Source organism: uncultured Desulfobulbus sp. (genome assembly GCF_963662935.2).
GTDB lineage: Bacteria > Desulfobacterota > Desulfobulbia > Desulfobulbales > Desulfobulbaceae > Desulfobulbus.
In genome coordinates this window covers 304,594-323,619 of sequence record NZ_CAXXTL010000002.1, presented here as the reverse complement: position 1 = coordinate 323,619, position 19,026 = coordinate 304,594, and the positions used below count along the sequence as shown (strand labels likewise).

Below are 19,026 nucleotides of genomic sequence, written 5' to 3'. Positions count from 1 at the left end.
TATTACCACAGGGCAGGTAGATTGCGTTAGTAGAAATTCATAAAATCTGAATAAAAAGTTATATTTTCAAGGTATTATACCTTAACCAAATTTATTAGATAGATGGAATCCATCAGCAGATCTACTTTATCCAGAGCCATCATTGAGTGAAACACTCACATCATCAATGATCACATTCACGCTAACCGGTACAAATTCAAGATCAAATGATGATACTTTGGGATCATTGATGGTCAGTTTACCTTCCAGCTTCTGCCATGATCCTTCCTGTCCGCCATCAACGATTGGTTGGTAGCTATATCCATCTTTTCCGAATAGAGCAGAAACCATGCTGACCTTCCCGTATACCCAGGCAGATACATTATATGTCTTACCTGCCTCAGGTTCGATCAGACTCATGACTTTAAGTCCACCCAGTGCCTTTGCCAACGAGATTGCACGCTTTCCACTGTGGACGATATTAGTAGAGTAGAGGATTGGCGATGAATCAAAGTATGTCCAGCCGAAATCGCGTTCGAAACCCGGATTGACAATCAGATTGCCGCTCTTCGGTGCAGTAAGTTCATCAGGCGTCGGGATATTGGCGAAATCAAGCTGTGTGAGTTCTTTGGCGGTTGGTACAGCCACCGTGTGTGGGATGAACTTCCCCGGGAAAAAGACCCTCTCCATTGCATCCAGATAAGTACATCCGCGCTGTTTTGTCGGCTCGATATATGATCCCTCACCGAACTCATTCCAGGTGCCGACCATCATCATGTTTAACCCGGGATCAACATAAGCTTTGAGAGACTTGCACATTTGCTCAAATTTCTTCGGTGTTGACCCAGTCCGATATATTGCATGATCTACGCTGTTCGGTACAATTGCAGATTCTTTGCTGTACCAGGGTCGCGAGTCCCAACCCGGCGAAACCATAGGTATCACCGGAAGCACTCGTTCTCCGGCGGCTTTTCGATACATGGGCTCAATGGTCGGAAGTATGCTATCGTAAGGCGCTTCCTTCTGACCTGCAGGCAAACCATATGCATCATAACTGTAAAGTGTAGATGCGTTAAATCCAGCATTTTTCAACTCTGTGAGTTCGCCAGCCGTTGGATTCTTAATGCATATGAAAAATAAACCGCCCCACTGTTTTGCTTCATTATTCATAGCTTCGAGTATATCTCTTGTGCCATCTACACCGAACTCCGAGATAAGGCGATCGGGTCTTGTGAAGCCGAACACATTGCGACCATCAGATGTCCGCAGATAGTTCTTCCTGGAGAGATACCGTGTCCCGACAGTGCGCGCAAGTTGGAGAAGCTGTTCCTTTGTATAGTCAGGCTTCCGATTCTCTTCATTACACCACATAAGCGCGAAGTCCATTTTATTGCACAATGTTGCTCTAAGGAATCCTGCATCAAGCGCGCGCATACTGTTCATCATATTGCCAGTCCGATGATCATAATACAGATCGAAAACCCAGAACGAGATGCCGTGCTGCGTCGCCTGCCGGATATGCCAGTCCTGCACCTTTGGTGAATCATCCCGATAATATCCAAGTACAGGATCACGGTCTCCAAACTGCTTTATCAACGACCATCGTTCCGGAGAATCCCAACCGGTGAAGTAGAACGCGCCTACCTTCAGCGGACGGAGTGTCGATATGGTGGTTTGCATGTGAACTGTCGGTTTCACGATGATTGTTTTCGCGGCAGTCTGAGTTTTTGAAATGCAGGAGATAGATAATAATCCAATGAGTACTGTTGTAATAATCAGTCGTTTGACCATGTTGTGTCTCCAGTCAGCAGAATCAGATGATAGTATATTATACCAATGTCAAACCTGCGGAGATTGTGAATGAAGAAAGGATATTGCAAAGGGTAGGAGATACGATATTCTATCTCTCACCTACTGAAATCATACTATGATAACATGAATTCACACAGGCGCTGCGAAAACTGGATATCAGCGCCTGTCGAATCATTTTTCAGATCAAGTTGCCAAGTGTTGTTGCTGAACCTTTAATGTGAAATACGTCGCAGATTAACTCGCCCATTTTCTCAACTACGGCGGACTGTGCATCTTCTATGCTTCCGCCTGCCGCGAGCGCTCGCTCATACGGCTGTCGGATGTCTGTTCCGATGTTAATCTTGAACATGCCATTTTTGATCGCTTCATCAATATATGACTGTGCGACCCCGCTTCCGCCATGCAGAACAAGTGGGATGCCTGTTGCATCTCTCAGCTCTTTCAGCCGTTCGATGTCAAGTTTTGCAGTCATTTTCACCTTGTCTTTAACTGACGGAGCTATTGCGCCATGAATCGAACCTATCGACACTGAGAGCCAGTCAACGCCGGTTTCCTGGACGAATCTACGGGCTTCTTCCGGTTTTGTGAATCCGGCTTTACTTGCAAATAACTCATCATAAGGAGGTAAAGGACCATCTTCATGACCCATCACTGATCCCAATTCAGCTTCTACCAGAACACCGCTTGGATGAGCAAGTTCAACTACCTGCTTCGCCACTGCGATGTTCTCATCAAGTGAAAGCCTCGACCCATCAATCATCACTGAGTCGTACCCGGCAGCGATGGCATCCGAAATATGCTGCTTCCAATCAACTATCAGTCCGTCTTCATCTATCACAGGGGTATGGTCCAGGTGGAGTGTGGTTACGCGTTTATCGGCGTATTTCTCAAACAGCGCGTAGATCTCAGGTATACTCCCGGCTTCGAACTTTGTGAATTCAAGTCTGGCGACTTCGACCATTCCGAATGCATCGTATTTCGCCAGTGCAGTTGTGATCGCCTCTACCATTGGGAGGTAAGGTGCATTGAATGCCGGAATCACTATCCCTGATGATGCCGCGGCTGCGACAGTTTTTGCCAGTTTATCTGAACGTCTAACAGTCATACTTTCTCCTTATTATGTTCTTGCCAATCATAGTTTACAGTTGTGTCGCCGAACTTCCACTTGCATGGAGTCAGATTAGTGAGCCAGTCGATCGGTTCTCCAGCTGGCTGATGGGAAGATGCCTGCTCAAATGCGCGTCGAAGAGCGGCAGATTGTTCTGGTCCAACCGCATCAGGCGACGCGGAGACAAAGAGCGGAGTTCCACTTCTCGCAAGTAAATCAAGCCACTGGGCATTCAACTCCCAGGGGATATCTTTTCTGAGACCGACACAATCTGCATCTGCAAGGAAGAACGCCTCATGCTGCGGCATCCGAAATGCAAGAGTGTTGACACCCATCTTCCGGGTGCGGTCCCATTCTGTTCCGCTGGTATCGTCGCCGGTGCGCTGGATCTCAAAAAGACCTGCTCCCAGATGCCCGATTGTGTTACACCCGATAATAACAGCATCTCCGGCGGCGCTGCGTATCGTTCTATAGAGATTCAAAATCACTTCTGCAGTAGTATGAGATCGATCAGCAAACGACCATCCCGGTTTTGTGATCTGAGATCCCATACCAAATCCCCAATTGCCTGAAATATCATAAGTAGAAAAATCGTGTTTTATGAGAGTATACCCCCACTCCCTTAACCGCCTGATGTCATCGGCTACTTTCGCGAGGTTTTCAGGGATAGTCGGATCCATGATCGGCTCAGCCGCATCAATGTTCTGATACCGGCAATTCGGGAGTAAAAGTGATGAATCGAAGTCGGCGCCCACTGCGAGCGGTCGAATCCAGATGCCCGGGTGCGCGCCCATAGATCGTATCGATGCAGCCAGACCGGGCATATCAGGAAACTTGATGTTCCCCTTGTCCCACGGTCCTCCGGCAACAGGAGAATAACCTGCTGATACCAATGAATTGACCGTCCAACCGCAATCAACCACCATATATGGCGGATTACCGGTATTTGAACAATGTGAAACCAGCAGTTGTGTATCATTAAGGATATCTTCATGAGAACTGTTGCCATAGGAGTGGTACCAATTGTTGCCGCCATATACCGGATGATCAGGCAGTCTTGGATTATCACACATCATCTTGCAGAATTCATGTCCCGCTGCGAACGGCGTCTCATCAGCGATTCCTTGTCTGAAAACAATCTCTGCCGCCTTCAATATTCGATCGCCGAGTAAAACTCCATCGCCGCCTGCCCGCACATCGATTGTCAGGCTGATGCCGGATGGATCAGCTTGCCAGAAGCAGAGTCCCGAGACGCCTGTCTTCACTCCGTAACCATGAGTAAACTGTCCATCATAAGCCAGGAAATACCACGGCATAATACGCTCTGCTGCGATCTGCATCCACTGAAGGTCGCCGTAACCGCGCTCCCAATGATCGCCAAGCATCATCATGCATGGGTCGAACTTCCCAGACCATCGCAGGTGAATCCGCTCCGCAGCCATCCCGAGAGCATGCAGTTCTACCGTCTTCCCATTCGATGTTGACTGCATGTGTATCTCAGCACCATGACCCACAAAGACGAATTCATCAAGCTTTTCTAATCTGCATTCAATTCTATTCCCTGTAAAGGTTACAAAATCCGGAGATTGAGATATATCAATGTAGTTCAGCGACTGATCAACAGATTGCCTGGTCATGCAGTTCTCCTTCAGATAAATGGGAACTCGATAGTGATTGATATTATACATCCTGCATCAGATATGACGCAATGAGATATGATATCCTGATTTCTCCTTTTATCTGGAATTGGAGAGGAGAGAATGGGGTTTGAGGACTGTATAGAATCATCCTGGTTTCGGGAAAAGGGTTTCCCGAAACATCTATTGAAGGAAGTGCGGCATTGTATATAAAAGATATATTCACTAGATGAAATCGAATATATCTTTTATATACAGTAAAACCCATCGGCGCATTCACATACTATCGCCATTTTTATTTGGCGGTTTTAGCCGGTGTGCTATGACATTGAATAGCCTTATCCGTAAGCAAGGGGAATATGCCGTCTGCTTTCGCCATTGAGACTGTGCCGTCAGGATAACTGACAAACCATGTCGGCGTCGAATTCACTCCAAGCTTTTTGGCATCTGCGATGTCCTGGTTGATCTGCACAAGGAATCCTGCACGCATCGTTTTGTCAGTCAAGAGGCGTTTTGCCTCCGATTGATCCAACCCAATCCCAGCCAACATAGCCAGCATATCATCGGGCCTTGTCTTTTCCTGATTCATAAACTGGGCATTAACGAACTCCCAGAACTTGCCTTTACTCTTCGCCCACTCAGCGAAAACAGCGGCATCCATGGTATTGGGATGTCTGCGCGTCAGCGGGAAGTGTCTGAAAACCAGACGAACCTTGCCGTCCAGCGGTCCCTGCATCTTCTTCTCCAGAGCCAGATGGTTCAAGCGGCATGGCGGACAATGCAGATCGGTGAAGGCTGCTATCACAACAGGAGCATTTGCGGCGCCAATCGAAGCATTCCCGGGTCGAACAAGCACAGTATTCATCGGCAAAGATACCTGCCTGCCGGCAGTCTCCGCTTCTGCAGCACGAATCAGAAGTATTCCGTAAACACCTCCGGCCAGGAATGTTACTATAAGTGGGATAGCAAAAAACTTCAATTGCCAGCGTCTTGGTCCGCCTGTAGTATTCTGCAAAATTGTCGCTGTCTGCATACAAAAAGCAAGCATCATAACAATACCGTTTGCCATACACCACATGCATGTAGCTTGAATCTGAAAGTGCGCATGACTCAACAACATGGCGCTTGTTATCGTACCTGCCGCTAATACCATCCACAATCCGTAACCAACCCATATCGTCTCTTTAGTCCCTATCCAGTCACGCAAGAAAGTGACTAAAGCTACTAACAGATACAACCCCAATCCGAATAATGCAATTGGGATGCCGAATACTGTACTCCAGGGATCCATTTGCACTTTGTCGCACCCGCTTATTGGTGCATTATCTAATCCACAGGGCAATTTCGCGCCTGCAAAATCTGCGATCCCCAGCACCAGCGTAACAAATACACCGAAACATGCAAGCAGAAATACTCCGCGGTTGAAACCCCATGTTAAAAATTTACTTTTTGCATTCATTTCATATCTCCCGACCGGCAAGACAGAGTGTTTTCCTACCTCTGAATTGCTTTTTGTTCCTGGTTTCCCATAACATATCGTTCGAAGTTTGAAATGTTTGATAATCTCAAATGAAGATTTTATGACGAAGCAGTAGAAATAAAACCTGTGGTATACCTGGAACACCTTTTATATACCCAGAATAATGGATATACAACCATTCCACAGTTTGAGTTAGACCAGGTTTTGAGGTATTAAGAAGTTATAAAATAAGTATTTGAAGACTACTGGATAGGATGAAAATGCAACAGTAAAATCAACGGTTATCTATAATCACATTGTCCAGTTTAGAATGCGGAGACAGCAGCACGATCGGTTTCGGAAGTTGCTGAAGTCGATCCATAATGGCGCGGATAAGTTGTGTAGATTCCTCATCTTTTGGATCCCAGGGGATGTATATGGATTCCATCCATCCCATGCATAATCTGAGAACCAGCTTTGATGGAGCATCAACATATCGGCAGGATGGACCCTCGTTTTTATATGCCAGACTATCCCATTTAGCATCAGTCACTTTATTCCATGCCACTGCCTTCTCACCAAATATTGTTCGAGCAGTGAATCTGTCTAGCTCAATCTTGAGTCTAAATGCAGTAAATATTTCTTGGTATATGTGGTAGATCAGATATACTCCGAAATACAAGGGAACAAGTATCCGCCAAACCAGATGTCTGGTTCCAGTGTCGGCGAAAATAGTAAAGGCAAGAAGAGCAAGAATACCGAGTAACAAGATTATCACCCCATAACGCCGCCACAATGGGATGTTTTTCAGATGCCAGTTGATCTCAGGAATTTCCCTGGTAGATGGAGGTTGAAGCAACTCCAAAGCTGCTCTTGGAATTGCAATTGATCTACCCATCCCATATCGATTAAGGTGCATGAGTATTGATGCGATCAGATGTGGATTCCTGCCTTCGACTTTCAGAGACCTGTCGCCATCCCATAGGGTGATGACGAAATCCCTGCCATATTTGTCATCATCCACATCAACATCAGGTAGGATCTTGCCTGTCTTGCTGTCGATTATGTGCGTCTCAACGTTAGTGATTGCCTCCCAGAAGATGCGTTCTTCAGAGAATAGTTTGAATTTGACAATATAATCCTTCGTGGTTCTCCAATTATCTGTTCTAAACATTCCTATCATAAAAATCACTCCCAGCAATGCAGGAGCCGCAATTACAATAACGCCTAGAGCACCAACAAAATTGAAAGGGTTATCTATATGCGGTAGAACCATGTCTATCATGATTCTATACGACATATATCCTATGACAATCACCAGTACTATCGATCCGAGTACCATCGATCTTCTAGAAGTAGTTGCAACCGATTCCAGCCGATCGTAATCTGGCGCTTCATTGTGAGAGATGCTCATGAATCATTACCTTTGCCGCTAATAATGTAAATTTAGAATAGATATTTTAATCACATGTCTTAGTATAGCCAAAATACAATATTTGTCAATATATGGTTTGTTGTGAGGTGCATTTTTACAAATGAGCAGATCATCGACAAATGTATTTAACAATTGACGAACCGTCCTTAGGCTATAGATAACCAATAAACAGATAGCTGCACAGATTGTTCAATGATTTGGTGATATGATATACTAGCTTTGAATCATCATTATGAAATATCAGCATGATAGTGATTCAAAAACTTGTCAGAATTATATCATTGAACAGGAAACCAATCAGGAGTACCCGGTGCATATCGATATTCGCCAATTGTTTACAGAGGACGGCAAGAACGCTTATGATCAAGGAGCGTCTGCCGAACTTGTGCGTCGGCGAAACAGCCAACTCGGGAACCTGCTTAATGCAGAGCGCGGCATCTATTATGTACAGATATTATATGGGATGCTGCGTTTTCGACGGGCACACGAGCTTGAACCGCTGCATGACGACTTATATGCTGCCGTCCAGCCTGCACAAGAAGCTCTAGTCGATGGCGAAGAATACACCCAGGATCGGTTCCGCGAAGATATTGCATCTCTTAAAGAATGGAATCTGCTGGAAGAACGAATTGAACTCCAACGTCTGCGCGGATATCGTGACTCTCGACGGCGCAAATTCCGTTATTCACTGAACGATGAATCGATCAATTTTCTTGAATGGCTTGAAGATCGGCTGCAGGACGATCTAGAAGAACGCGGCGCAGATACTCGAGATCTTCTTGAAACAGTTTGCGGATTGCTCCAGGAACTCAACAGGGTACTTTATCGGGTTCACACGAAGAATGCTCATGAAGGAGACTCTCGACGCGTCCTGTTCCACCTTGGACGACTGGAGCAGCTCACTCAAGCTATAAATGAAGAGTTAATCTCACTGAATGCGCGGATGTATAGCTTTGTAATGCGTCAATATACCCTTTCAGAGGCGCGGCAGATTCTGCAAGAGCTCGATAGCTTCTCCAAGTTATTCCTGATGCAAATTCATAGTCTGCGCGGCGAGATCACCGACAAACTGGGATCAACCCAGGGAGATGCGCTGCTTACAAAGATCCGTAAATGCATAGAGGAGATGGAAGAAGAACGTCGTGAAGTCCCTCATCTTCTGCGAAGGATACAGGATCCGGCATCAATTCTGCGTATTCCATCCAACCTTCACGAATTTTACAGCGAAGACGGCTCCCTTGATCTGTTGTGCCGTCGAATCAGCGCAACTACCACAAACGTCTGGCGAAAACTGCATCTGCACCTGCGTGAGCTTGAACGAAAGAACCATCGTCTGGAAGATCTTCGTTCACGGATATCGGAGATCGCTGAGTTTTCACCTGATGAGGTTCCCGATCTGTTTATGTTCGAGCTGATCGCTCCGGCGCAGATATCTACCGATGCCCAATACTGGGATGAATACGAAATGGCTGATCCACCGCAACCGCGGAGAGAATCATTGCGTCAAGCAGAACCTGCCAGAATCCCGATTCCGGCAAAAGATCGTCATCAGGGACCTGTGCGCACTCTGGAACAGAAACATCTCGCCATGCTGCGTGAATGGCTGGATAACAAGATCATCACTCCTGCACAAGCCGATGCCATCGTTACCGACCAATGCTTCGATAGTTTTGAGGATCTGGATCGAGTAATTGAACTGGTGAAAGCGGGAAAGCTGGGACGAGGACGCAAGCTAGAGTCGATAGATTATCTATTGAATGAGTTGGGTGATCGAATTGAATTGAAGGCAGATGGATTCCTACTTTCTATCCCAACTGTCTCTATCTCACGAAGGAGCTCGAATGGCAGAGAATAAGTTGCAGGATCTATTGCTAAGACAGAGCAGTCGGGTTCAGTCAGTTTTGAACATATTGGTTGAATCTGCGTATTTCTACCGCACTGATGATGAAGAATTATTCGCATTTTTATTGAGGTATAAAAAGGAACTCACACAGTTCTACAAAGAGTTTTATGACTGGGATTTGGTATATGATAACAAGTGCGCCCGAGTCTTCAAACGCAAGTGGTACAATCCTTCTGTAACCGAAGGGAAACGCCGATGGTTCAAGTTCACCCGTCGAGATGAGTGCCTGGCTTTCATGCTGCTGCTCGAATTCTTTGAACAGCAGTTAGAGGAACAAAACATGTCAGTAGAAGATGCCGAGAATATGCGGTTTTACTTCGGAGATTTGCTTTCCTATACTCACCGCCGCTTGCAGGAGCTGTATCCGGGAATGACAGATACATATACCATGGATGCAGTCAGGAAGATTTTGAAAGATGTGATACCCGAGCTAGAACAATACCGTCTGCTTCTAAAGATCAAGGCTGATGCCGGCGAACGGGTTACAGACGATCAAGTAATATTCGAAGCGCTTCCTGCCATATATCATTATAACGCCACACGGCTCAGTTATCCTGTATTCAGCAACACTGAAGTGGAAGAGGAGGAAACAGATGCCGAATGATCAACTGAGTAAAATTCGACGGATTCGTTTAATCAACTTCCATAACTTCATTAATGAGACAATTGAGATAAATCATGGCGGACATCTATTCCTGCTGGGCGATAACGGTTCCGGTAAGACCACCCTCCTTGATGCCATACATCTGGTTCTCACGGCAAACGAAGATGTGGAATTCAATGCTGCGGCGCGAGTCGTGGGAAATCTGCGCGAAGGCCGGAGATTGCAGGGTATAATCCTTCGGCATAACATGGACGCCGCATTCGATTCATGTGGAATTACATATGCCGCTCTGGAAATTGAAGGTTGGCAGGGGAAGCCGATATGTTTGGTTCTAGGCATGGAAACACATACAACCGATGAACAGATCCGCTATTGGGGTGTAGTGCGCACATGTAAGCTGGAGGATCTGCCGCTCCTTGTCGAAATCCCCGGTGGAACCGCTCCGGCAACACGCCGCGAATTAAAGGAACAGCTTTCAGGAAACGGTTTTTGTCCCGATTTGAAGAGTTACCGCAATGAGTTGATCCGTCGTTTATATGGAGATGAGAACCTGTTTAAAGAGACCTGCCGTCTGCTTCGAATGGGAAAAGCTTATCGAGAGATAGCTGCCGGAACAAGCGATTATCATGAGTTGTTCAAGAAACTGCTTCCGGATCCGCAGCAGGATCTGTTCGAGCGAGTAATCCGTACATTACGAGAACTCGACCAAAGCAAAAATGATCTCGCCGGGTTGGAAGACAAACAAAACTACCTTAAGGCGCTTGCTGATACGGTAACGCAAATAGATCACTTACGGGAGTCTGCGCTTCGATATACCTGGTTGATTCATTATCTGACCATTCAGAACCAGTCACAACAGATCGCCGCTTGTGAAGAAGAGAAAACTCGTCATGAATCGGAGCTAAAAGATCTCCGAGTGCAGATCGAACGTGAAATCAACATCTGTGATGATTACAGACGCCAACTAGATGCGCTCCAAAAGGCAGACGCGAGCGGATTGCTCACTCTTCATAAAGAACGGTCAGCCGAATTATCGCGTCTTTCCATCGAATTATCACGCCAAAAAGATAATTTGAAAATGAACGAGAAACATCAATCAGAGATGGAAACCCGATATCAGCATGAGTTTCAAAGATGGCAGACCCTAATCACCCAATTCTACAACGCTTTGCACAAATTGAGACAGAATCTGCCATTCGCGATTAGTGAACTCCTTGCAGAAATTGATTCGATGCAGCGTGAAACAAGTGCGAGGGAACTGTGTGATGGGATTATAGAATCGTTGACTCTGAATACCCAGCAGCATTTGACCGATCTGGCAATCGAACAATCCGGCATTCAGAACCAAAGAACAAATTTGCAGGATGAGATCAAAGCAATTGAATCTGAGATCATCCGTCTGAAAGATTCCGGCGAAGTCATGCCTCGCATTCCAGGATTCACAGAAGCATGTCGAACCATCGAACGAAACATGATAGAGTTTTCACCATTATATCGGCAACTGGAATGGAAACCGGGTATATCAGCCAATATGCGATCAATGATTGAAGAAGTTATTGGCTCGGAGATTCTCAGCACGATTCTGATTTCATCCGCCGATTATGATACAGCCGCAGAACATATCTTCGCCAGTTACCCTGGAATACGGCTTGCACGAAGAGAAGACGCGCGGGAAGATGCACCTGCATGGATTCGGGAGTCATTCGATATCGCCGAATCCGATCCTGCTGCAATACGAATACTGGCAGCGGAGATGTATGCGGCGGCAGATACACATCCGGCAACTCGATCTTTGAATGACGCATTAGTGATGCGGTTTCGCTCTCATGAATACAAACTGCAAGGTGATCCTGCGATCCTGATCGGCGCTCAGCGTCGGCAGGAAGCTCTGCGTCGTGAGGTCAAGCGATTATCAGAACAGCAAAAAGAGCTGGAAAGCCGGCTTCGAGATCTAGACAAAACACAGAATGCCCTCAAGATCAAGCAGGATGCACTCTATTCACTCTCACAGGAACTAAGAAATGCCCAGTTGAACATAAAAGATGCACGGTACAAAGTTTCGGAAGCACAAGCTCAGAAATCGAATGCCGAGATCCGGGTTAATGAACAAAGGTCAGCGCTTGATGAGACAATTCGTGTTGAGGGTAATTGCAGAGAAGTAATAAATGTTCTTGAGCAGCGGATCAATAATGAGGGGCTAGATAAGCTCGAAGAGAAACAGCATAGAGTTTCAAGGGAGATCGAACGGTCGAATCAGCAGATAACATCACTGCGTCAGAAAGAGGGTGCACTTTGCCAGCGTCTGCTCGATTCCAGCCATCAAATTGAATTTATCGGTATGCAGATTCGCCTAGAAGAAGAACAATTAGGTATATTCGATGCCCAATTGCAGCCATTCGCAGGCGGCGTAGAGAGCGTTACATATTACGTCCTCCGCACCTGGCGGGGTCAGCAATTCGATAATATCGAGAACGTCCATGCTGAGTTAGAGAAGGTACAACGCGAAGAATACGGGCAAATCGGATCCTTGAAAGAACGCTTGAATCATCCCACTTATGGAGCCGTCTACTCTTTCACATATGAAGAGCGGGTAAACCGGCTTGTCGACCGGCATATGAGCCTCATCGCCGATGTGGTAGAAGCCGGGCGCCAGTTGATCGACGAACAGCGTGAAGTCATCAACGAGCGGACGACAGAATTGATTCGCAACATCATCATGGGCGATCTCTTCATGGAGATGAAAAGAGGCGTACGCACTCTAAGAGACATGGTGAAGAAGATCAACTATCTGCTGAAAGGCCGAGTGTTTGGCAGCAACCGGTATCATTTCCGGCTGGAAGAAGAGAAGCGCTATCGTGAACTGCTCAGTGTCATAGAGCGTCTGAACCCGCTTGATCCGGCTGCACAGGAAGAACTCCAGCATTTCCTGGAATCCTGTAAGTCGGAGATCATGGCAACCGAAGTCAATGAAATCCCGGAACCACTTGATTATCGGAACTGGTTCCATTATGAACTGGCGATGGATGTCGAAGGCAGCGAGGTGATAATAAACCGCCGAACCAAGAGTTTAGGTTCAGGCGGCGAACAAGCGGTCCCGAACTACCTGCTGATTTTAACAGTGGCATATTTCCATTATGACCGAAATGACTCATTGCGTATCAGAGCGATGCTTTTCGATGAGGCGTTCTATGGAATTGATGCCAATCGGCGCGATCAACTGCTTGGTTTCGCTTCCGATCTCGGGTTGCAGCTCTTTATCGCTTCTCCTGACCTGGATGGAGTAAAGCAGGAAATACCCAGTTCTACAACATTGCTGGTGGTAAAAGATGAAGAGTGCAATATTCATCTCTTTGCCTGCGATTTCACCAACCCAACCCAACTGACATTACTGGAAGGTGTTCCTGATCTTGCGGCGGCTGAGTTTAACACAGAACTGGGTACTGTCGATGTTTGATTCCAATTCTCTTCAACGAGCATTACATCATGTAATCGATCGGCATCCCACGGCAGAACCATTTCTACTTCGGCTGGCTGAACGTTTAGCAAAGAGAGGAACCCTCATCGGCCGTTTCAAACTCGGCGATCGTCTTTCTCCTGATGTTCTGGAAGCATTCAGCGCTCTCTTTCCCAACACAGCTCTCGTTCAAAATCCGGATGGAAGCGTATATCTGCATCTAGACCGGATAGGAATCTGCCCGGAGGAATCCGAGATCTGGATCGACACATTCTGCAGCGTTATGAATGTAGAACGCATTAACCAGCATGAGGCATCTGCACAGGCGAACCGGGATGCGGCATTGAAACTGGATCGTTGCCGGTTACTGTATCCTGAAATGATGCCGATATGGGATTCAATCCAAACCAACTCTGCGCAGGATCAGACTGAACTACTTCGACTGGCAGATGCAGTCCAATTCCTTACCCTCGATCACGACCCACTGGGATTCGCAGAGTTAGGCGCTCGATTCTTTGAGAACAGCAAGGCGCTCAAACGTAATCCATCACTTGTCCGTCGGCTGGAAGAGTGGCTGCTGATCCTGCGGGATGATGAGATTACCGATGAATCACGGCGTAAGGTCTGGGTGGATTATGGGGTAGTTGAGAACGCCACAGCGATAAAAGTAACGCTGTTTGGCCCAATTGTCTATTGGAAGAATGGAGAGCGGTTCGATTGGATTGCGCGATTACATGAACTTGGCGAAACCGCCACTCTTTCATGGGATAACCTGCATGGCATCGAATCTTTCGAGCTGCCAGCCAATATGGAAGTGATAACCTGCGAAAATGAAACACCTTTTACAAGTCTGATTCGCGAAGGCGTTGAAGGAGTCATTGTTTACACTGCTGGGTACCCTAATTCGGCTGTAAAGAAGGTTTACAGACTGCTGCCGGATTTAATGACGGCATTCAAACATTGGGGTGACACTGATCTTGATGGCCTGCGTATCGCCGATATGCTTCATCGAATCCATCCGCTTCAATTGTGGCGCTGTAGTCTGCGAGATATTCAGAGCCATAGACAGCAACTCTTGCCTCTCACTTCATCAAAGAGATCAAGAGCGGCGGCATTCCTGGCAGACCATCCTGATTTCCCATTTAGTGAGGAGTTGTCATACGTCATCGAGAATGGCTGGCTGGAACAGGAAGTCTGGCAGCATTCCTGATGCATGGCACTAGCATCCCATTGATTCCAAAAAACAGCTTATATTGGCTTTATGTTATTCGATGCAATATTATTTTCAAAATACCCATATTGATTTTATTAATTCCAGCTTGGTGTAGATATTGCAAAATCATCTAACAACACTTATCTTTCAACCTATAATTGCAATCTCACACATAATGTCATTCCGGGCGCGACCCGGAATCCATAAAAAAGAAGTATGAGAAATGAAATGATACACGAGTAATCAAATTTAGCATCTGAAATATTAGAAGAAAAGTCTTCTATTTACATAATTATATCAAGAGTTACCTTGTATAGATTCCGGGTCGCCGCCCGGAATGACATTGGCGTTGAATCAATTCATAAAAAGAGTGATGTGTTTCATCAGTAATCTACTTTGATCAGGAATGTTAATGATGACCGACACACAATTTCGGACTGCCTATGAGAAATCATCCTCAATTCCCATTCTATGGACTATCAGGGAAACGATACAATGCAACATATCCTTTAGCTGCCACAGCGAATTCATTCTTACTAGTTGAAAACACCACTGCAGTCATACCATTTGTGTAAAAATTCCTCTTGCGGTTATTTACAATAACATCTCTTATCGGCGCTCCTGAAGATACATTTCGGAATTGGATTAATCCATTTACAAACCAACTGGCACCAATTGCAAGCATCCTGTCATCAGGAGAAAATACAAGACTCTCCGGAATAGGAAAAGGCGCCAACCCATAATCTCCAATTTCATGTTTTTCTTTTTCGCTGAGGACCATACGACCCCAGGTGATATTCTTCACCAGTTGTAAATCTTTCACCCGCAATAGAGATATTCTACCAAATCCTCCTATCGCAAGAAGAGAGCTATCGTTCGAAAAACATACCGCGTCCATCCCAACGTTTGGATCAACAGCGCATTGCACTTTACCGGTCTTCGAATTTAATAATGTCAACTTCGAGTAATAGTTTTCACCGATCCAGTAGACTACCGGTGCTGCCAGATATTTGCCATCAGGTGAGAAATACAACCAGCGGCATCGATCAATGTTATAAACGATATGTTGTGGTCTACGTGTTTTACCACTGCTGACATACGCGCCAATATTCCGTTTCTTTTTATGCCAGTTGAGTTTTCCGGTTTTTGCATTCCACACCAAAACATCGTTTCCTGATTTACATGCCAGCAAACTGCCGTCCGGAGAGTATGCAAGCGCACTGGCAGATATTGAAAACTGCCGTTCCTTCTTGAAAACGCCATCCTGCAACCTCCACTGTCCAATCTTGCTCCCAATACTGCAAGCTAACGTTTTTCCATCTTTCGATAATGCGATCGCCCATGCCGGATCTTTACCTTCGTATACGGTCTGAATCAAAGCGCCTGTGTTCTTATTCCAGACTTTTACTTCACCTTCATCAAAACTGTATCTCTCTCCGGGAATCATTCCGCTGCTGCTGGTAATAACCTTTCCATCGACAGATACACATATCCCAGATATCCCGCCTCGAATGCCATGCTTCCAAACCGGCTTCAACTCTGAGGTTTCGTTTCCCGCAGATCTATGGATATGAAATAAATATGCTGCGGTGATGAGAAGTATTATAGATATGATTATGACTGAAATGTATTTTTTAGACATATACCCGTTCCTTTGATATAGAGAATGCTTAAGATCTGTGCAAGCTAGACCGATCTCAGACAGGATCTACTATTTGTATTTGTTTTACGTATCGATGTTTAAGTTAGTGCCCTTATTATTTCTTATGTGCGATACTATTACTCTCAAATACTGATTAAAAAAGTGGGGCAATGAATCAGATTCATTACCCCATATTCTATATATAATATCGATTAGTTTCTATATTAAGCACTTTCATATCATGCTATTATAGAACTCATTAACAAATTCGAACTAGTCTAAAATTATAAACATAACATTTCTTACCATCAGCTAGTCATCAGAATGTCCACGGCTTCACCCGAGGGTAGTCACGTTCCACATTGTGTAGAGCTACTTCCATCTTGCGGAAGAAGTCAGATGGCGCTTTACCAAACGGGATAGATAGCAGTTGAATCTTTTCTGTTACTTCCTTACCTTTCTGCTTACGTATCCGTATCTTCTCTACCATCTCAAAATACTTCGCCTTGACATCCAATTTCGCAACATAGGCTGTATCAGGTGATACATAAAACCGGAAATAATACTTTGTAACAATTGCAGCTACCCCATCTTCTGTGACTGCATTTCGATTCTTGATTAAGTTGCTGACAGTATTAATGATGGTAGAAGCATTCTTGTCGTTTTTATTGATAAGAATCACACGGTACCTATCAGAGAAATTCAAAATCTCTATTCTTTTGCAGGCATTTAATTCCTTCAATATTTTAGATGCATTAGGTTTATTTAAAGCGATCTTCTTGTCATTAGCTAGTGCAGCTTTTTCTATTCTGAGATTTACATTCGGTAACCGATGGATGTTTACAGTACTTGTGGCGAATGCATGGGTACACACAATAACCATTACTGCTAGTATAATCGCAGATTTAACTAAACATTTTCGAATCATAAACGTTAATTCCTCCATTAATGTATACTGCAAGTAGTTATATTATACTCTATTATCTAGATAATCATAGGCGTACCTCTTTCTTGCGAAATACCAGATTTGCAGCACTTTTTTTTCAGATAATAGGATATCTATTTACTCAAAAAGATTCTCCAAAAGAAACACAGTTGAATTTCAAGTATTCATTTTATATCCAAGACTCACACATTAGAAACTGTTTATCGTATCAGTAATCGTTTTCATATCGAAGCTCATTATCCATCTGGTGTTAATGTTCTGCAAAGGAATCGGCGCCGGGTTTGTTGATTTTATCTTAATCGCTATGATTTTCTTGCCTTCATTAATGGCTTTATATATCTCCCAGCACTGCCAGTTTGTCTCACCGATGGCATCTTGTTCAGGATGGCATTTGTTTGCGTGTTCTCCTACAATCACAAGCACATGAGTAGCCTCCTGTATCTTTCTTGCAACAACGGCCTTTATACGCTCAACATCACAGTTTTGCATTTCATTGATTGAGTGTTCATGGTACATAACATCAAAGTTTCTATTATTATTAAATGCAGTCAACAGATTGCGATGAATGCCGTCATTCTCAAAATCAAAACTTACAAAAACTTGTTTCTTTTTCATAACTACTCCACTTTTATTAATATCATATCGATTGTTAAACAATATATCACTAATTTAGATAATAGTCAATTCAGTGTAATTTAATCTCATCAATCCAGTTACACATCAATGTGAAGATTTTTTCACATTGTGTTCTCATAACAATAAATAATATTGATACTTATTTCATAAAATCTCCTCCTTGGAAAATAGAAACAATTTACAGCATAGATTGTGTGTTGCTTCGGTTGCCTGCAGCCGAAGTCTTGTGCTCATGCGCGGAATGCCACGGCGGGCATTCCCTACGTTTCATGCCAAGGCGGTGTCCTTTATATGTAGGGAACGGTCGCCGTGCCATTCCGCCTCTGTTTTATATTGTTTCGATAGTCTTCTGCTGAGGAAGGAAAAACTATTGCAAATTCAACTTATGCAATCCATTTCTAATGAACATAATAAGCTAAAAGTATTACCTCTACTATATATGACACACAATTCACCTGAAATGTTACTGCAAGAAAAAATAATCTTTTTAATGTAGACGATTACACATAAAAAAAGGTCATTTATGAAACGAATCATAGAAGACCTTTTGAAATACCGGATCTGCTATATGAAATTACTACCCAAAACGACTACATATGAAGTTACTTCCTATCCTCAGGTATGTATCGATTAATGATTTCACTAAACTTTTTGTTTGGCTTAATGCTGAATCCCTCTTGTTTCCATTCATCACGTTTCTCGGATTTCATATCTACCGGTCCAATAAACTCAAAACGCAAATAATCATCATTTGGGACATACATGCAATAGCGAGCATAATTATCACCTTGAAATCGAATACGCAACCATATCTTGGGTATAAGGCACAGGTATTTATTCGAGGATTTCCTAATCATACTGCGCAATTCTGAAACTGCTTCTGAGAAATCTGGTTCATCTTTACCGAGATCCAGCGAATCTATGACAATCGCTTTCTTTGCTTCTACAGGTAGTTCCAGCTGAGTTCTGATTTCATCTTGCCCGGAGTCAGCAATGATGTCTATACCAATAATATCATTCATCTCTTCTGAAAATATTCTAGCATTTGCATGCGCTTGCTTATCGCCTGGCGATGAACATCCTTCAACCAGAAAGACCATCATCAATCCGCAGATCAACAGCATGTATAATAAACGCATATACTAAATCCTCTCATGACAGGGGGGAATAACCAATCGAAATTATCACACACATCAAA

The 19,026-nt window shown here is 44.5% G+C and carries 13 protein-coding genes; 4 read left to right on the top strand and 9 right to left on the bottom strand.

Features of this window, described 5'->3' with window-relative positions:
* Nucleotides 1-126: 126 nt before the first annotated feature.
* The 5 genes from ACHZCX_RS05795 to ACHZCX_RS05775 form a co-directional block, all read right to left on the bottom strand.
* Nucleotides 127-1,770 carry a glycoside hydrolase family 99-like domain-containing protein gene (locus ACHZCX_RS05795; protein ID WP_319586291.1) on the bottom strand — a complete coding sequence of 548 codons (1,644 nt, stop codon included), beginning with the start codon at nucleotides 1,768-1,770 and terminating at the stop codon, nucleotides 127-129.
* 199 nt (nucleotides 1,771-1,969) lie between these two features.
* Nucleotides 1,970-2,896 carry a class II fructose-bisphosphate aldolase gene (locus ACHZCX_RS05790; RefSeq protein ID WP_319586290.1) on the bottom strand — a complete coding sequence of 309 codons (927 nt, stop codon included), beginning with the start codon at nucleotides 2,894-2,896 and terminating at the stop codon, nucleotides 1,970-1,972.
* A complete protein-coding gene (locus tag ACHZCX_RS05785; RefSeq protein ID WP_319586289.1) occupies nucleotides 2,893-4,536 on the bottom strand; it encodes a hypothetical protein in 1,644 nt (547 codons plus the stop codon). The genes ACHZCX_RS05790 and ACHZCX_RS05785 overlap by 4 nt, the downstream gene beginning before the upstream one ends.
* Nucleotides 4,537-4,831: 295 nt before the next feature.
* Nucleotides 4,832-5,995 (bottom strand): vitamin K epoxide reductase family protein, encoded by a 1,164-nt coding sequence (locus ACHZCX_RS05780; RefSeq protein ID WP_319586288.1) that lies wholly within the window; start codon nucleotides 5,993-5,995, stop codon nucleotides 4,832-4,834.
* A 295-nt stretch (nucleotides 5,996-6,290) separates the two neighbouring features.
* A complete protein-coding gene (locus tag ACHZCX_RS05775) occupies nucleotides 6,291-7,409 on the bottom strand; it encodes a hypothetical protein (protein WP_319586287.1) in 1,119 nt (372 codons plus the stop codon).
* Nucleotides 7,410-7,662: 253 nt separating this feature from the next.
* Here ACHZCX_RS05775 and ACHZCX_RS05770 point away from each other — a divergent pair, with 253 nt between their 5' ends.
* The 4 genes from ACHZCX_RS05770 to ACHZCX_RS05755 are packed head-to-tail and all read left to right on the top strand — an operon-like array spanning nucleotide 7,663 to nucleotide 14,601.
* Nucleotides 7,663-9,285: a DUF2397 family protein gene (locus ACHZCX_RS05770; protein WP_319586286.1), complete on the top strand. Its 1,623-nt coding sequence runs from the start codon at nucleotides 7,663-7,665 to the stop codon at nucleotides 9,283-9,285.
* Nucleotides 9,272-9,937, top strand: coding sequence for a DUF2398 family protein (locus tag ACHZCX_RS05765; RefSeq protein WP_319586285.1), 666 nt, complete (start codon nucleotides 9,272-9,274; stop codon nucleotides 9,935-9,937). Before ACHZCX_RS05770 ends, ACHZCX_RS05765 begins: the two co-directional genes overlap by 14 nt.
* Complete coding sequence (locus ACHZCX_RS05760) at nucleotides 9,927-13,391, top strand: ATP-binding protein (protein ID WP_319586284.1); 3,465 nt, start codon at nucleotides 9,927-9,929, stop codon at nucleotides 13,389-13,391. The genes ACHZCX_RS05765 and ACHZCX_RS05760 overlap by 11 nt, the downstream gene beginning before the upstream one ends.
* Nucleotides 13,384-14,601, top strand: coding sequence for a Wadjet anti-phage system protein JetD domain-containing protein (locus ACHZCX_RS05755; protein WP_319586283.1), 1,218 nt, complete (start codon nucleotides 13,384-13,386; stop codon nucleotides 14,599-14,601). Before ACHZCX_RS05760 ends, ACHZCX_RS05755 begins: the two co-directional genes overlap by 8 nt.
* A gap of 472 nt (nucleotides 14,602-15,073) precedes the next feature.
* On the opposite strand, the gene ACHZCX_RS05750 is transcribed toward ACHZCX_RS05755, so the two are convergent.
* From ACHZCX_RS05750 to ACHZCX_RS05735, 4 genes are all read right to left on the bottom strand, one after another.
* Nucleotides 15,074-16,246 carry a hypothetical protein gene (locus ACHZCX_RS05750; RefSeq protein WP_319586282.1) on the bottom strand — a complete coding sequence of 391 codons (1,173 nt, stop codon included), beginning with the start codon at nucleotides 16,244-16,246 and terminating at the stop codon, nucleotides 15,074-15,076.
* Between the two features lie 319 nt (nucleotides 16,247-16,565).
* The gene (locus ACHZCX_RS05745; RefSeq protein WP_319586281.1) at nucleotides 16,566-17,192 is read right to left on the bottom strand and encodes a hypothetical protein; all 627 of its coding nucleotides are present in this window, start codon (nucleotides 17,190-17,192) and stop codon (nucleotides 16,566-16,568) included.
* A 189-nt stretch (nucleotides 17,193-17,381) separates the two neighbouring features.
* Nucleotides 17,382-17,807: a TIR domain-containing protein gene (locus ACHZCX_RS05740; RefSeq protein ID WP_319586280.1), complete on the bottom strand. Its 426-nt coding sequence runs from the start codon at nucleotides 17,805-17,807 to the stop codon at nucleotides 17,382-17,384.
* 623 nt (nucleotides 17,808-18,430) lie between these two features.
* Nucleotides 18,431-18,967, bottom strand: coding sequence for a hypothetical protein (locus ACHZCX_RS05735; protein WP_319586279.1), 537 nt, complete (start codon nucleotides 18,965-18,967; stop codon nucleotides 18,431-18,433).
* Nucleotides 18,968-19,026 lie beyond the last annotated feature (59 nt).

What these genes read in the sequence shown, in the direction of transcription:
- ACHZCX_RS05795 (WP_319586291.1), bottom strand. Translation starts at nt 1,770, where the DNA reads ATGGTCAAACGACTGATTATTACAACAGTACTCATTGGATTATTATCT.
- ACHZCX_RS05790 (WP_319586290.1), bottom strand. Translation starts at nt 2,896, where the DNA reads ATGACTGTTAGACGTTCAGATAAACTGGCAAAAACTGTCGCAGCCGCG.
- ACHZCX_RS05785 (WP_319586289.1), bottom strand. Translation starts at nt 4,536, where the DNA reads ATGACCAGGCAATCTGTTGATCAGTCGCTGAACTACATTGATATATCT.
- ACHZCX_RS05780 (WP_319586288.1), bottom strand. Translation starts at nt 5,995, where the DNA reads ATGAATGCAAAAAGTAAATTTTTAACATGGGGTTTCAACCGCGGAGTA.
- ACHZCX_RS05775 (WP_319586287.1), bottom strand. Translation starts at nt 7,409, where the DNA reads ATGAGCATCTCTCACAATGAAGCGCCAGATTACGATCGGCTGGAATCG.
- ACHZCX_RS05770 (WP_319586286.1), top strand. Translation starts at nt 7,663, where the DNA reads ATGAAATATCAGCATGATAGTGATTCAAAAACTTGTCAGAATTATATC.
- ACHZCX_RS05765 (WP_319586285.1), top strand. Translation starts at nt 9,272, where the DNA reads ATGGCAGAGAATAAGTTGCAGGATCTATTGCTAAGACAGAGCAGTCGG.
- ACHZCX_RS05760 (WP_319586284.1), top strand. Translation starts at nt 9,927, where the DNA reads ATGCCGAATGATCAACTGAGTAAAATTCGACGGATTCGTTTAATCAAC.
- ACHZCX_RS05755 (WP_319586283.1), top strand. Translation starts at nt 13,384, where the DNA reads ATGTTTGATTCCAATTCTCTTCAACGAGCATTACATCATGTAATCGAT.
- ACHZCX_RS05750 (WP_319586282.1), bottom strand. Translation starts at nt 16,246, where the DNA reads ATGTCTAAAAAATACATTTCAGTCATAATCATATCTATAATACTTCTC.
- ACHZCX_RS05745 (WP_319586281.1), bottom strand. Translation starts at nt 17,192, where the DNA reads ATGGAGGAATTAACGTTTATGATTCGAAAATGTTTAGTTAAATCTGCG.
- ACHZCX_RS05740 (WP_319586280.1), bottom strand. Translation starts at nt 17,807, where the DNA reads ATGAAAAAGAAACAAGTTTTTGTAAGTTTTGATTTTGAGAATGACGGC.
- ACHZCX_RS05735 (WP_319586279.1), bottom strand. Translation starts at nt 18,967, where the DNA reads ATGCGTTTATTATACATGCTGTTGATCTGCGGATTGATGATGGTCTTT.